We start from the raw sequence: 14,085 nt of genomic DNA on the forward strand, positions 1-14,085 counted from the left end.
AAACGAATGTACTAAACCACCGTCATTGCGAGGCACGAAGCAATGACGGTGGTTTGATATTGACAGTCAGTAACTTACAAACACTCCATTATGAGCGTGTTGCGGCAATCGCGGACTGTGAAAAGCGGATATATCGTAATAGTATATTAATCAATATTTTACGCGCTTACCAAACAAAGCTCTTTTACCTTGGCTACGGTGAAATCAACTTCGTCTTTGGTATTGTATTTGGAAAAGGAGAACCTTACCGATGGCCTTGATGAGCTTGCACCTATCGAAGTAAGCACGTGCGAGCCAATATCGGTACCCGAGCTGCAGGCGCTGCCGCCTGATGCTGATATGCCGCTGATATCTAAATTAAATAACAGCATATCGGCCATTTCCATTTCGGGGAAAGCTACGTTAAGCACCGTGTATAAACTCTTTTCAGGATCGGTTTCTCCGTTAAAGTTTACGCCGGGAATTTCGCTGGTTAATCTACCCAGCATGTATGATTTCAAGCCCTGAATATGTGCCTGGTGTTGCTCCATTTCGGCATAAGCCAGTTCCAAAGCTTTGGCCAGGCCAATAATGCCGTAAATATTTTCGGTACCGCCACGCATGTTGCGCTCCTGCGAGCCGCCATATATTAAAGGCTTTATTTTAATGCGGTGGTTGATGTGTAAAAAACCAACGCCTTTAGGCCCATGCAGTTTATGACCGGCACAAACCAAAAAATGAGTTTTAAGCTTGCTCAGGTCATGCTGATAGTGCCCCATTGTTTGTACCGTATCGCAATGATAAATGGCGCTATAGGCCTCGCAAAGGTCGCCAATGCGGTTCATATCCGATAGGGTGCCAATCTCGTTATTGGCGTGCATGATAGATACAAAACTCCTGGTATTATCCTTCAATAAAGTTTCCAGGTGATCGTAATCTACATTACCTTTGCTATCAATATTAACAAAGCTTAGTTTGATGATACCCGATTTTTCCATAGCCTCCAGTGTATGCAATACGGCATGATGCTCAATATGGCTGGTGATAGCATGGGTAATGTTATGATCAATAATGCCGCAACGGATAGCTGTATTATCGGCTTCGGTGCCGCTCGAGGTAAAAAATATCTCGGCAGGCGAAGTATGCAGCAGCCCGGCTATGGTTTTGCGCGATCTTTCGATAAGCGTGCGTGCCTCCCTCCCATGTGAATGAATTGACGACGGATTACCATAATGGTTTTCCATCACTTTATACATTTCTTTTAAAACTTCAGGGTCAAGCGGCGTAGTAGCAGCATTGTCAAAATAAACACGCATCGTTATAGTAATTATTGATTTATTGAATTACTTAATTAGTGATTTGAAGAGCAAACTCAACAATTCATCAATTCAATCCTTCAACAAATGGGTCAGTTAACTTATAAAAACTCTTTATTAAATTACAACTTAATGATTTGGTTATGTCTAACTCAATAATTCACTAAATCGATAATTCAATAATTAATTCAAAATTTCTTTAATATCTGTGATTATCTTATTTGCCAGTCCGTTTGCAACCGTTTCTGAATTGCCCTCGGAGTAAATACGGATAATCGGTTCAGTATTTGAACGACGCAAATGTACCCATTCTTTATCAAATTCTATTTTCAAACCGTCAATTGTTGAGTGCGGTTGTTTCATATATTTTTCTTCAACCTTGATCAAAAGGGCATCAATGTCCATTTCGGGGGTCAAAGTGATTTTATTTTTAGAAATAAAATAACCGGGATATGACCGACGCAGGTTTGAAACCGACTTGCCATATTTAGCCAGGTGGGTTAAAAACAAGGCTATACCAACTAAAGCATCGCGGCCGTAGTGTATTTCGGGGTAAATAATACCGCCATTACCTTCGCCGCCAATAACGGCGTTAACCGCTTTCATTTTGTTAACCACGTTCACCTCGCCTACTGCCGACGCGTGATATTCGCCCCCGGCCTTTTCGGTAACATCGCGCAACGCACGGGTTGACGACAGGTTTGATACCGTATTACCCAAATTATTCTGCAACACGTAATCGGCCACAGCAACCAGCGTATACTCCTCACCAAACATATTGCCGTCCTCGCAAACAAAGCAAAGGCGATCAACATCCGGGTCAACGGCTATACCTAAATGGGCACGCTTACTCAAAACTTCTTTTGACAAAGCTGTAAGGTTCTCGGGCAAAGGTTCGGGATTGTGCGGAAAATTCCCATCGGGCTCACAATATAATTCGTGAACGGTTTTTACACCCAGTGCCTTTAGCAAGGCTGGTACAAAAATACCACCGGTAGAATTCACACAATCAATTACAATATTAAAATCGGCTTTCCTTATAGCTTCCACATCAACCAGTGGCAATGCCAGTACAAGGTCGATATGTTTTTGCAACCAGCTATCGTCAAGGGTAACCTTACCAAGGTCGTTTACATCGGCATATTTAAAATCGCTGTTTTCGGCAATTTCCAATACTTCTTTACCATCAGCATCACTTATAAATTCACCATCGGCATTCAATAACTTAAGCGCGTTCCATTGTTTAGGGTTGTGGCTTGCTGTTAGTATAATGCCGCCTGCCGCCTGCTCACCGGTAACTGCAACTTCAACAGTGGGCGTAGTTGAAAGGCCAAGGTCAATTACATCAATACCAAGGCCTTGCAAGGTACCTACTACCAGGTTATTTACCATAGCGCCCGATATGCGTGCATCACGGCCTATCACAATTTTTTTTATCCCCGATTTTTTAACGGCCCATGAGCCATAAGCCGAAGTGAATTTTACAATATCCAGCGGTGTTAAACCATCGCCAACAGCACCGCCAATGGTGCCGCGTATCCCCGAAATTGATTTTATAAGTGTCAAAATTGTAATGTTTTTGTTGCACAAAAGTAAAATATTTAACCGATAGCCTTGTACAATTTATATTTTTCTGCAAACGTTTGCCCGGTAAAAGATGTGCTAAAAATGCTAAAAAATCATTTTATCACTCATGATTTTAACTAAACCCGCATACAACCAAATGTAAAATCAAAACGTTGATGGATTGAATGTTTGTATATTTAAGCGGTAATCACAAAACGCAGCAAACAAAAGCGTTTGGATTGTACTAATTAAAAAAGCTTTACTACCTGGTAAAACGTTTTAAAAATGAAAATTGTACTTTTTTGTTTTATTCTTATTGCACCTGTTTTTGTACAGGCGCAATCATCTTTTACAGTAACGGGTAAAGGTGGTTTAAATGATGGCGATAAAATATACTTGGTTTATAAAGTAAATAACAAGCCACTCATTGACTCTGTAAGTGTCATCAACCATCAATTTAAATTTGCAGGTACAACTACAGGTATTCATTCGGGTTATGTATGCCGGAATGACAATCCGGATACTGCCTCCATACTTCGCGATGCTAAGAATTTTTATATCGAACCAGGCAATATAATGATCACTACCAATGATTCTTTGTATAACGCCGAACTATCTGGCACAACCACAAATAATGATCTATCTGTGCTAACACATCAATTAGAAAGTTATTCGCGGGAGCGTAACCAAATAGAAGCTGATTATGACGCATTAACAGCGCAGCAAGTAAAAGATATTGAGATGATAGCCCCGATCAGGGCAAGGCTAAAGTTGGTATTGTTAAAAATGAGCCCGGTACAATTGTCATTTATTAAAAGCCATCCACAATCATATGTCAGCTTGGTTACGTTACAGGAGATTGTAAACAACGAAGATATGTTAGCTAAAAATAGCGCTGCCTTCAATAGTTTATCCCCTTCGCTTAAAGCAACTTCTTTAGGGCTAAAATTGAAAGAAATAATTGCAGCGCTATCTAAAACAGCAATAGGATCAACAGCAAAAAACTTTACGCTAACCGATAATAAAGGTAATCGCGTCAGGCTTTCAAACTTTAGGGGCAAATACACGTTGGTTGATTTTTGGGCCTCATGGTGTTTACCCTGCCGCGAGGAAATGCCCAATGTTGTCCTTGCTTACAACAAATTTAAAAGTAAAGACTTTACTGTGGTAGGTATTTCTCTCGATGATGCAAAAGACAAGAAGGCCTGGATCAATGCTATCAGTGCCGACGGAGCGTTATGGACACAATTACTGGATGCTAATAAAAAAGTAAAAGCCTTGTATGGCATAACTACCATACCGGCAAATATTTTGATAAACCCTGATGGTAAAATCATCGCCAGAAATTTGAAAGACAAAACGTTACTAATTAAACTGGATGAGTTGCTTGGCGGTAAATAGTTTTCAGGCAAATAATAACCCTTTGTGATTTACGTGCTATTTCAAACAGGTATTGTTAAACAAAAGCCATTTCACCATTTTATTGGTCGCCTATTTACAAACTTGTTTTAAAGTATTTAATAACTTTGCCCGCTAACAAAAAAATCGCAATTGCATCAATGCCAGATTACATCTTACAACTCGACCGGCATTTATTTTATTTCATCAATCACGATCTTGGCAACCCGTTCTTTGACCTGGTTATGCCCTGGTTTCGTAATCCTAAATTCTGGATTCCGCTATATATTTTCATTATTGTTTTTTCTTTATGGCGATATAAAAAAGCGGGGGCTATTATCATCATCCTGTTAGCAACAACAGCAGGCTTTGCCGATTTTACAAGCGCTACCCTCATTAAGCACCAGGTACAAAGGCTTCGCCCCTGCCGCGATCCAGTGGTTGGCTTAACCGATATTAACCGCATTCCATGCGGAACGGGTTACAGCTTCCCTTCAACCCATGCGACAGATCATTTTGCCATGGCTATATTTTTATGCCTTGTTTTTGGCAAAAAGTGGCGCTGGGTATGGTTTGCCGCAATTTTCTGGGCCGCGCTGGTGTCATTTGCCCAGGTGTACGTGGGCGTACACTTCCCGGTTGATGTCATTTGCGGCGCTATTTACGGCTCGCTTGTGGGGATGCTGTTTGCCTATATTTTCAAAAAAATACAACCTGCCTTTTAATGGAGATCTGGAAAGTTTTACTGTTGTTTTTAAGTGCCTCTTTTGGTGGTTTATCTGTTTTTTTATTCAGGGGCGATAATCATAAAATGCTCAAACTTGTGCTATCGTTTAGCGGGGCTTACCTGTTTGGCATAACTGTTTTGCATTTAATACCCGATGCTTACCACGGCAATGATAATTATGTGGGGGTATTTATCCTGATCGGTTTTCTTTTCCAGATTGTTTTAGAGCTATTTTCCGACGGCATTGAGCACGGCCACATGCACAAACACCAGCACGACCTTGTGGTTTTTCCGGTGGGTATTATGGTAAGCCTTTGCCTGCACGCCTTTTTAGAGGGTATGCCATTAGCGCAAGGCAACCAGGATCAGTTGGTTTATGGCATAGCACTGCACCATATACCGGCAGCATTTGCTTTAGGTACTGTGCTGCTCACCAACAAGCAAGGCCGTAATAAAACCGTGTTTTTCATTTTGTTATTTGCCGTAATGGCGCCGGCGGGCTACTTTTTTAGTAATGCCTTAAGCACCAGTAATATTGGTAACCTGCAGCATTACTTTAACAGGATAATGGGCTTGGTAATTGGTATCTTCCTGCACATATCCACCACCATATTGTTTGAATCAAGCGCCGATCATAAATTTAACTTACGTAAAATGATCGCGGTTTTGTTGGGTGTAGCCATTGCAATAGCGGCGAGCCCCCTGACCCCCTAAAGGGGGAACGACGGTGCTAATTCTTTAAATGCTGCAATTCAAAAGTCCTCTCCTTTGGAGAGGATTTAGGTGAGGCTAATACTCTCTAACATCTTAATATACAGCTCAATTCCTTCTCTTATCTCATCTACATATACAAACTCATCAGCAGTATGCGACCTTGCAGAGTCGCCGGGGCCAACTTTGATAGATGGGATATCCAGCAGCGATTGATCTGAGGTAGTTGGCGACCCATACGTTGTACGGCCTAAAGCTATTCCAGCTTGTACAATAGCATGCTCCCGGGGAATTGATGATGGTTTAAGGCGGATAGACCTTGGCTTTACATCGCAACCTACATGTTGCCGGATGATTTCCAGAACCTCCTCGTTGCGGTAGGCATCGGTAACCCGAACATCAACGGTAAACACACAACTTGCCGGTACCACATTGTGCTGCGAACCTGCGTTGATAATAGTAACCGACATTTTGATGGGCCCAAAAACTTCCGATTCTTTGGGAAACTTAAAACTGCGGAACCATTCAATATCTGTTAGTGCTTTATAGATGGCATTTTCGCCTTCCTCGCGGGCTGCATGCCCGGCGCGGCCATGAGCAGTGCAATCCAGCACCATTAAACCACGTTCGGCAATGGCCAGCTGCATCAGGGTAGGCTCTCCTACTATACCGAAATCAAGTTTACCCAGGTCGGGAATGATCAGTTCAAGTCCGTTTACGCCGGAGATTTCCTCTTCGGCGGTGGTAGCCAGGCAAAAATTATATTTCAGGTTTTCCCTGTCATGAAAATAAAGGAATACCGCTATTAGCGATACCAGGCAACCGCCGGCATCGTTACTGCCAAGGCCAAATAGTTTGCCGTCTTCAATTTTGGCATCGTATGGGTCGCGCGTATAACCAGAGTTCGGTTTCACTGTATCGTGATGTGAGTTGAGCAGTATGGTTGGCTTTGCCGGATCAAAATGCTTGTTCCAGGCCCAGATGTTGTTAAGCTTGCGATGGGTGGTTACTCCGTGTTGTTGTAAAAACTCGTTAATCAGATCGGCTGTACGATCTTCTTCTTTACTGAATGATGGTATAGATATCAGTTGCTGCAGTAATGTAACTGCCAACTGGTATAAATTGTTGCTATCGGTCATAGATATTGGGATAATCCCCATGAATGTTATGCGGGCAAAATTAATAACTTTTTATGTAACGATACTGATAAACGAATGGTATTAATATTCGGGTTTAAATTAAAATTGTAGTTTTGAAATTCAATCTATTTTATCCAAAACAATGAAAAAGACATCAATCTTATCTATCTTATTTTTAATGCTGACGGCAGGCGCATCCTACGCACAGCAAACCAGCAACTACAACAAAAACGGTTACAAGTTGACTTTTATCAACTATGACAATACACTTGATACTGCGCTGAAAACCAAACTAATAAACACATTTTATAAAGTATATCCTGAGCTGGCAAATGCTTACAATAAAAAAACGCTGAAGGCAGTTACCATGATTATAGATACCAGTTACAAAGGCGTTGCCGAAACTGCAAACGGTATTGTCACCATAAGCTCGCGCTGGATGCACCAACGCCCCCAGGACATCGATGTGGTAACGCACGAAGTAATGCATATTGTACAGGATTATGGCCAAAGCACCGGTCCGGGCTGGCTAACAGAAGGTATTGCCGATTATGCGCGATTCAAATTTGGCGTTAATAACCCGGCAGCAAACTGGTCGTTACCGGCTTACAAGGCCACTCAAAACTATGATAACAGCTACCGGGTTACGGCGCGTTTCCTGGCCTGGCTTGAAAAAAGCAAACCCGGAATAGTGAAAACTTTCGATAGCAAAATGCGCGACCATACATTTACCGACGACACATGGAAACAACAAACAGGTAAAACCCTGGATRAGTTGTGGAAAGATTATTCAGCTAATCCAACTGTCTGAATCAGGATTTTTCACAGATGATTTAGTTTTTAAGGCGTTCAAGAAGGCTCCGCCGTTTCCAGAATTTTAGAATATACAGAATTAGTCTGAACCGGAATTTTAATGAATTAATTTTAATGAATTAAGGAATTATTTGAATTTTTAAATTTTGGAAAATTCCTTAATTCGTTAAAATTCGAGTTCAGACAAATAATTTTCAAATCTTCAAATTCTCAAATCAATTAACCCTCCTCCATCTTCGAGTGTTTCCGGGTATCCTTCATGGTAACGTAAAGCACCAGCGATAAAGCGATACACACCGTTACATACCAGTAAAACCATTGGGCGTGGTGCGCCGTTTTAAAACCCAAAGCAATGTATTCGGCTGAGCCGCCAAATATAGATACCGCGATGGCGTACGGGAAACCAACACCAAGCGCACGTATATTTGCGGGGAAAAGTTCGGCCTTTACAACAGCATTTATTGAAGTATACCCGCTTATGATGATAAGCGCTGCCAAAATAAGACCGAAGGCAATCCAGCCGTCTTTTGTGCCTCCCAGCAATGTGAGTATAGGGATAGTGGTTATTGTACCTAAAACGCCAAAGCCTATTAGCAATGGTTTGCGCCCTATGTTATCAGATAATAATCCAAAAAGTGGCTGTATCAGCATAAAGACCAGCAAAGTAAGGCTTGAAATTAAGGTAGCTTCGGCTTTGCTAAATCCAGATGTATCTACCAGGAACTTTTGCATATACGTTGTAAAGGTGTAAAATGCCAATGTCCCCCCGGCTGTGAGGCCTATAACTGTAAGCACAGCCCTTGGGTGTTTGGCCAATTCGGTAATAGTGCCGTGTGTTGTGCTGGTTTTATTTTTTTCAACGGAGAATGAGGCCGATTCCTGCAAACTACGGCGCAGGTACATCGTAATCACAGCCAGGAAAGCCCCAATGCCGAACGCGATGCGCCAACCCCAGTCATGTAACTGCTGCTCAGTTAAAAATATTCTTTGCAGTAAAACCAATAAGCCCAGGGCAAGCAACTGCCCCATAATGAGGGTTACATATTGAAAACTTGAATAAAACCCCCGGTGCTTGCGACCGGCCATTTCGCTTAAATAAGTCGCGCTTGTGCCATATTCGCCGCCTACGCTCAGGCCCTGTATAACCCGGGCCAATACCAGCAGCAGCGGTGCCGCAACGCCAATAGTTTTATAACCGGGTGTTATAGTAATAATTAATGAGCCAAGGCTCATGAGGAGCACTGATATGGTTAGCGCCTTTTTACGACCGTGTTTATCGGCATATGTACCCATTAGCCACCCACCTATTGGCCGCATTAAAAAGCCGAGTGCAAATACACCTGCACTTTTTAACAACTGGGCCGTCTCGTTGGAGTCAGGAAAAAAAGAATTGGAAAAATAAAGTGAAAATGCCGAATATACATACCAATCATACCATTCAACCAAATTGCCTAAAGAGCCGCCAATTATTGATTTGATACGGCCTCCTGTTGTTTTAACGGTAACGTGAGATGTATTAGTCATATTTGCTTAAAAAAGATAAACGCATAAATGTACCATAATCAAATTAGCGTACAAAAAACTTAATCAGCCTAATCTAACTAAATCAACTACTCGCTATATTTAAAGCATGCTTTTTACCGAAGACTTTTTGCACTACGTATGGAAATTCCGCCTGTTTGAACGTTCAGATCTCAGAACGGAAGATGGCGAAACGCTGGAGATATTCTCCACCGGAGTTCACAACAGCGATTCAGGCCCCGATTTTCATAATGCCCGGATTAAAATTGGAGAAACGCTTTGGGCTGGAAATGTGGAGGTACATCTTTCAGCTTCCGATTGGCAAAAGCACGGACATACCACCGATGAGGCTTATAATAATGTGATCCTACATGTTGTTTACAACAACGATTTACCGTTAAAACTGAGCAATGGGCGAACAGTACCTACCCTGCAATTAAATAACAGGGTTCCGGCCGAATTATATGGCCGTTATCACCAGATGATATTCGGCAACCAAACTATCATACCATGCGAGGCGAGTATCGGCACAGTTGACGGATTAATAATGCACAACTGGCTTACCCGCGTTTTGGTGGAACGACTGGAAAAAAAATCGACGACTGTGATAGCCACCCTTGCCATTAACCGGGGCGATTGGGAAGAAACGTTTTACCAATTTTTAGCCGCCAATTTTGGGTTTAAAACAAATGCCCTGCCGTTTGAACTGCTGGCAAAATCGTTACCTCAGCTTATACTGGCCAAAAACAAAAATAACCCGATGCAAATTGAAGCGCTGATATTTKGGCAGGCAGGTTTTCTGGATGCTGAGTTGAAAGATGAATATCCGACAAAACTAAAAAAGGAATATGATTACCTGCAAAAGAAATACAGCCTAAAACCGATAGAAAACCATTTGTGGAAATTTATGCGTTTAAGGCCGCCCAATTTCCCAACCATTAGGCTTGCCCAATTTGCAGCCTTGATTGTTAGCGCCAATCACCTGTTCTCGAAGATATTGGAGATAAAGGATATCGATGCTTTACGCAACCTGTTTGCATCTATTAAAACAAACGAGTATTGGGACAATCATTACCGTTTTGATGTACTTTCAAAACCCTTGCCTAAAGTTATGGGAGCGGCCTCGGTTGATATATTGCTTATTAATACCCTTGCCCTGTTCTTGTTTAGCTATGGCAAACATCATCAGCAACAATATTATATCAGCCGTGCACTAAAACTTTTAGAAAATTTACCGGCCGAAAAGAACAATATTACCGCAGATTTTGTTAACTTAGGGGTGAAAATTACTAATGCATTTGAATCGCAGGCACTGATCGAACTAAAAAATAACTATTGTAATTACAAGAAATGCCTGCAATGCGGCGTTGGTAATAAAATATTAAAGCTCAGCTGACATGCTACAAAGAATATTAACTTTTTTTGAACGCTACTCCTTTGGTGTATGTACGTACCTGGGCGAAAAATTTAACATTTCGATAGCCAAAATCCGTTTGTTTTTTATTTACTCTTCCTTTTTAGCAGTAGGTTTCCCACTTATATTTTATTTCTTCGCCGGCATCGTACTCGATATCCGTAAATTCGTAAAGCGTACGCACACCAGGGCTACTGATCTTTAACGCGATTTTAAGGGTTTTACAGGATTTGTTTAAAATAGCGGACTTATCAATCTTATCTTAATCTCAGCCTAATTACTTCCCCGAGGCTTGATGATAGCTTGTTCTCAACATAAAAACAATTAACGTAGCAAGTTTTAGGTACTATACCAACATACCGGTAATAACAGCATCCTGTAAATTACGCACTTTAAACTTGGGCTTATAACAGTAGTGTGCCAGTTGTTTTACCCAGGTACTGTTATACCCAAATACCATTTTTATCATCCTTACCCTGGTTGATCCTTTAGGATACCCATATTTGTACCAGGTAAATTTAGATTGGTCTATTTTAAACTGATCGGTAAAATCGGCCAGGAAGAGGTCTATTTCAATGTCGAAAATATCCAGGTCGAGGTCCAGGCTGGTTTCAAGGCAAAGACTGCCAGGATCTACACTGCGAATTTTGTAGCGGCTGCAATAATCAACAATAAATTCTTTTAAAGGGGGCAGTATCTCTTCCATTAATTGAATAGTTTTGATCATGTTGGTTATAGGACGTTGTTTTAAAAACAAAGGTTGCATCATGGAGACCTATTTCTGAAAAAAAGGTTACCATATTATTAAAAAAGATATTGCTGATGCCCTTAACGCGAGGGCATCAGTATCTAAATATTTATCAACGCTGGTCTTCAATTAAATAACAGAAAGGTGGATAAACTCATGAAGCCGGGATTTATCACCATAAAACGATATTTTGCGTTTATTGGCAGCTTCTTATTAAAAGATCTAAATCTGTTCGGTACCTATTTTGGCCAACAACAGGCTCAAAAATTTAGGTGCGCTTAAATTTCGCAAAACATCAGTTTAATGTTAACCTTGATAAATCTAAAAATCACTGATTATTAAATAGTTATAAATATTTTTCCTGAAATGTGTTAAGTTATGTTAACCCAACTTAGATGCGTTTGCACTACCATTAATGCAATTTTGCCAAATAATTCAAGCGGTATCGTTATTATTGCAATTAGTTTATCATATCCCATGAACCTAAAAGTTATAGCTTTTGATGCCGATGATACCCTTTGGGTTAATGAACCTTATTTTCAGAATACAGAGAAAAAGTTTTGCAGCCTGCTGGAAGACTTTTTGCCCGAACATGATATCTCAAAAGAGCTTTTTAAGGTAGAGGTTGATAACCTCCCCCTTTATGGTTATGGCATAAAAGGCTATATCCTGAGCATGATTGAAGCCGCCTTAAAAATATCAGACAATAAGATCGGTATCGATACCATCAACATTATTTTACAATATGGGCGGGAGATGCTCAATGAGCCTATTGAACTGCTGGATGGTGTGGAGCACGTGTTATCAACACTAAAAACTGATTATCGCCTGGTGGTAGCCACAAAAGGCGATCTGCTTGACCAGGAACGCAAACTAAAAAAATCGGGTCTGGCGCATTATTTTCACMATATCGAGATTATGAGCGATAAAAAAGAAGATGATTATATTAAACTTATAAAACACCTGGATATTAATCCTGAAGAGTTTATGATGGTGGGCAATTCCCTTAAATCGGATGTAATGCCGGTGTTAAATATTGGTGGATATGCTATACATGTACCTTACCATACCACCTGGGCACATGAGCACGTGGAGACCAGTTTAAGTCATGAAAAATTTATGCAGGCAGATAAGCTTACAGATATTTTATCATCGGTACAAGGATGAGGAAAAAATTAGATCTTGATACCTGGGTACGCAAAGAACATTTCCTTTTCTTTAAGCAATTTGACGAGCCTTATTACGGCGTAACCGTAACTATGACTTGTACAGCCGCGTATGCATTTGCCAAAGAAAAGAAGGTATCATTCTTTTTATACACCATGTACCTCGCCTTAGCTGCTTCGCAAAAAATAGCTGAATTTACTTATCGTATCGAAGGCGATGAAGTGTACGTCCACGATCAGGTAGACGGAGGATCGACCGTTGGGCGAGCCAATGGCACATTTGGCTTCGGATCGTTTCCATACGCGCCTTCACTTGATGAATTTATAGTTACCGCCAATCAAGAGGTTGAGCAGGTGCAACAATCCAATGAACTGGTACGCTCATCGGCCACCAACATCATCCGTTTTTCATCATTACCGTGGATTGATTTTACCAGTATATCCCATGCCCGGATGTTTGGTATTGAAGATAGCTGCCCCAAAATCTCTTTTGGTAAAATGACAGTACATGAGAATGGCGAACGATCAATGCCGGTATCTATACACGTACACCATGCCCTGGTAGATGGCCTACACGTGGGCCGGTTTATTGATAGTTTTCAGCAACTAATGAATAACGGGGTTTAAACCGTTTTTTCCATTACAATAAGTTCTATTAATTCTTTTGGTGCTCCAAAACGGCCATGATCATGAAATGGTTGAATTTCGCCCGTAAATACATACCCGCGCCGCTCATACCAGCTAACCAACTCCTTACGGCTGCGGATTACCGTCATGCTGATTGTGTGCAGGCTAAGTTGCTTTGCAATAACTTCGGCTTCCTCAATTAAAGCTCGGCCTACTCCCCCGTTTTGCAACGCCGGCGATACGCTAAACATACCCAGATATAACTTATCCTCTTTAACTTCAAGGTATACCGTGCCTATGATGTTACCAGCGGTGTTGGTATACTTTAAAATGGTGATGGCATCGTTATTCAGGTAATCAATTAACATCGGCTCATCTATCCTGATACCATCAACCAGGTCGGTTTCTGTAGTCCAGCCTTTTTTTGATTCTTCGCCCCGATAGGCACTGTTAATCAATACATTTAGTTCGGCTACGTCGGTAAGCGTTGCTTTAGTTATTGGCATAGTATCTTGTTTTTGGGAGGGCAAACTTAGTATTTACAGCAATAAATCCCTAACAAAAAAATTAACCGTTTACAACAATCTATAATCCTCGCGGGCCGGGCTAAAAATATCAATCAGTTTACAATCAGTAACAGCAGTACCGCCATGCACAATATTTGATGGGATGATTGCAAACATTCCGGAATCTAATACCTGCGGAATACCATCAATAGTAAGTTCAAATTGGCCTTCCAGCACAAAGGAAGACTGTTCGTGTACGTGTTTATGCATCGGTAAAGATATCCCTGCCTTTACCTCAATAAAATTGATGGTGTTGGCATCGGTGTGGATTAGTTTTGAAAAATAGCCGGGCGCAATCTCTTTGGTTTTGATATCGCTAAACAGGTGAAAAAATTGGTTTTGCATGCATCAAATTTACACTACTATTTTAAACTTTGTATCTTTTCTTTAACTG

At 41.1% G+C, this 14,085-nt stretch carries 15 protein-coding genes; 8 read left to right on the forward strand and 7 right to left on the reverse strand.

Features of this window, described 5'->3' with window-relative positions; genetic code table 11:
- Positions 1-158: 158 nt before the first annotated feature.
- Both AC1DU2_RS23520 and glmM read right to left on the reverse strand, forming a co-directional pair.
- Positions 159-1,295 carry a cysteine desulfurase family protein gene (locus AC1DU2_RS23520; RefSeq protein ID WP_477387324.1) on the reverse strand — a complete coding sequence of 379 codons (1,137 nt, stop codon included), beginning with the start codon at positions 1,293-1,295 and terminating at the stop codon, positions 159-161.
- A gap of 183 nt (positions 1,296-1,478) precedes the next feature.
- Positions 1,479-2,861 (reverse strand): phosphoglucosamine mutase, encoded by a 1,383-nt coding sequence (gene glmM / locus AC1DU2_RS23525; protein ID WP_477387326.1) that lies wholly within the window; start codon positions 2,859-2,861, stop codon positions 1,479-1,481.
- Between the two features lie 285 nt (positions 2,862-3,146).
- On the opposite strand from glmM, the gene AC1DU2_RS23530 reads away from it, so the two are divergent.
- The 3 genes from AC1DU2_RS23530 to AC1DU2_RS23540 all read left to right on the forward strand — a co-directional run bounded on the left by AC1DU2_RS23530 (position 3,147) and on the right by AC1DU2_RS23540 (position 5,700).
- Positions 3,147-4,262, forward strand: a complete 1,116-nt coding sequence (locus tag AC1DU2_RS23530) for a redoxin domain-containing protein (protein WP_477387328.1) — start codon at positions 3,147-3,149, stop codon at positions 4,260-4,262.
- Positions 4,263-4,420: 158 nt separating this feature from the next.
- Positions 4,421-4,984: a phosphatase PAP2 family protein gene (locus AC1DU2_RS23535; RefSeq protein ID WP_477387330.1), complete on the forward strand. Its 564-nt coding sequence runs from the start codon at positions 4,421-4,423 to the stop codon at positions 4,982-4,984.
- Positions 4,984-5,700, forward strand: coding sequence for a ZIP family metal transporter (locus tag AC1DU2_RS23540; protein ID WP_477387332.1), 717 nt, complete (start codon positions 4,984-4,986; stop codon positions 5,698-5,700). The genes AC1DU2_RS23535 and AC1DU2_RS23540 overlap by 1 nt, the downstream gene beginning before the upstream one ends.
- Positions 5,701-5,765: 65 nt before the next feature.
- On the opposite strand, the gene AC1DU2_RS23545 is transcribed toward AC1DU2_RS23540, so the two are convergent.
- Complete coding sequence (locus AC1DU2_RS23545; RefSeq protein WP_477387334.1) at positions 5,766-6,857, reverse strand: M20 family metallo-hydrolase; 1,092 nt, start codon at positions 6,855-6,857, stop codon at positions 5,766-5,768.
- 121 nt (positions 6,858-6,978) lie between these two features.
- On the opposite strand from AC1DU2_RS23545, the gene AC1DU2_RS23550 reads away from it, so the two are divergent.
- Positions 6,979-7,647, forward strand: a complete 669-nt coding sequence (locus tag AC1DU2_RS23550) for a basic secretory protein-like protein (RefSeq protein ID WP_477387336.1) — start codon at positions 6,979-6,981, stop codon at positions 7,645-7,647.
- Between the two features lie 221 nt (positions 7,648-7,868).
- On the opposite strand, the gene AC1DU2_RS23555 is transcribed toward AC1DU2_RS23550, so the two are convergent.
- A complete protein-coding gene (locus AC1DU2_RS23555) occupies positions 7,869-9,173 on the reverse strand; it encodes an MFS transporter (RefSeq protein WP_477387338.1) in 1,305 nt (434 codons plus the stop codon).
- Positions 9,174-9,279: 106 nt separating this feature from the next.
- On the opposite strand from AC1DU2_RS23555, the gene AC1DU2_RS23560 reads away from it, so the two are divergent.
- A complete protein-coding gene (locus tag AC1DU2_RS23560) occupies positions 9,280-10,566 on the forward strand; it encodes a DUF2851 family protein (RefSeq protein ID WP_477387340.1) in 1,287 nt (428 codons plus the stop codon).
- 1 nt (position 10,567) lies between these two features.
- Positions 10,568-10,789 (forward strand): PspC domain-containing protein, encoded by a 222-nt coding sequence (locus tag AC1DU2_RS23565; protein WP_439697915.1) that lies wholly within the window; start codon positions 10,568-10,570, stop codon positions 10,787-10,789.
- Positions 10,790-10,930: 141 nt separating this feature from the next.
- Here the strand turns inward: AC1DU2_RS23565 and AC1DU2_RS23570 are convergent, their stop codons facing one another.
- The gene (locus AC1DU2_RS23570) at positions 10,931-11,311 is read right to left on the reverse strand and encodes a DUF1493 family protein (RefSeq protein WP_158643021.1); all 381 of its coding nucleotides are present in this window, start codon (positions 11,309-11,311) and stop codon (positions 10,931-10,933) included.
- Positions 11,312-11,809: 498 nt separating this feature from the next.
- On the opposite strand from AC1DU2_RS23570, the gene AC1DU2_RS23575 reads away from it, so the two are divergent.
- Together AC1DU2_RS23575 and AC1DU2_RS23580 are read left to right on the forward strand one after the other, a co-directional pair.
- Complete coding sequence (locus AC1DU2_RS23575) at positions 11,810-12,499, forward strand: HAD family hydrolase (protein ID WP_477387342.1); 690 nt, start codon at positions 11,810-11,812, stop codon at positions 12,497-12,499.
- Positions 12,496-13,125: a CatA-like O-acetyltransferase gene (locus AC1DU2_RS23580; RefSeq protein WP_477387344.1), complete on the forward strand. Its 630-nt coding sequence runs from the start codon at positions 12,496-12,498 to the stop codon at positions 13,123-13,125. The genes AC1DU2_RS23575 and AC1DU2_RS23580 overlap by 4 nt, the downstream gene beginning before the upstream one ends.
- On the opposite strand, the gene AC1DU2_RS23585 is transcribed toward AC1DU2_RS23580, so the two are convergent.
- A complete protein-coding gene (locus tag AC1DU2_RS23585) occupies positions 13,122-13,631 on the reverse strand; it encodes a GNAT family N-acetyltransferase (RefSeq protein WP_477387346.1) in 510 nt (169 codons plus the stop codon). The two genes, AC1DU2_RS23580 and AC1DU2_RS23585, sit on opposite strands and share 4 nt — an antisense overlap.
- Positions 13,632-13,700: 69 nt before the next feature.
- Positions 13,701-14,036 carry a cupin domain-containing protein gene (locus tag AC1DU2_RS23590; RefSeq protein WP_477387348.1) on the reverse strand — a complete coding sequence of 112 codons (336 nt, stop codon included), beginning with the start codon at positions 14,034-14,036 and terminating at the stop codon, positions 13,701-13,703.
- Positions 14,037-14,085: the final 49 nt, after the last annotated feature.

The organism is Mucilaginibacter sp. P4_C11 (assembly GCF_056402115.1).

Coding starts and splice junctions, on each gene's coding strand:
- AC1DU2_RS23520 (WP_477387324.1), bottom strand. CDS start 1,295: ATGCGTGTTTATTTTGACAATGCTGCTACTACGCCGCTTGACCCTGAA.
- AC1DU2_RS23530 (WP_477387328.1), top strand. CDS start 3,147: ATGAAAATTGTACTTTTTTGTTTTATTCTTATTGCACCTGTTTTTGTA.
- AC1DU2_RS23535 (WP_477387330.1), top strand. CDS start 4,421: ATGCCAGATTACATCTTACAACTCGACCGGCATTTATTTTATTTCATC.
- AC1DU2_RS23540 (WP_477387332.1), top strand. CDS start 4,984: ATGGAGATCTGGAAAGTTTTACTGTTGTTTTTAAGTGCCTCTTTTGGT.
- AC1DU2_RS23545 (WP_477387334.1), bottom strand. CDS start 6,857: ATGGGGATTATCCCAATATCTATGACCGATAGCAACAATTTATACCAG.
- AC1DU2_RS23555 (WP_477387338.1), bottom strand. CDS start 9,173: ATGACTAATACATCTCACGTTACCGTTAAAACAACAGGAGGCCGTATC.
- AC1DU2_RS23565 (WP_439697915.1), top strand. CDS start 10,568: ATGCTACAAAGAATATTAACTTTTTTTGAACGCTACTCCTTTGGTGTA.
- AC1DU2_RS23570 (WP_158643021.1), bottom strand. CDS start 11,311: ATGATCAAAACTATTCAATTAATGGAAGAGATACTGCCCCCTTTAAAA.
- AC1DU2_RS23580 (WP_477387344.1), top strand. CDS start 12,496: ATGAGGAAAAAATTAGATCTTGATACCTGGGTACGCAAAGAACATTTC.
- AC1DU2_RS23585 (WP_477387346.1), bottom strand. CDS start 13,631: ATGCCAATAACTAAAGCAACGCTTACCGACGTAGCCGAACTAAATGTA.
- AC1DU2_RS23590 (WP_477387348.1), bottom strand. CDS start 14,036: ATGCAAAACCAATTTTTTCACCTGTTTAGCGATATCAAAACCAAAGAG.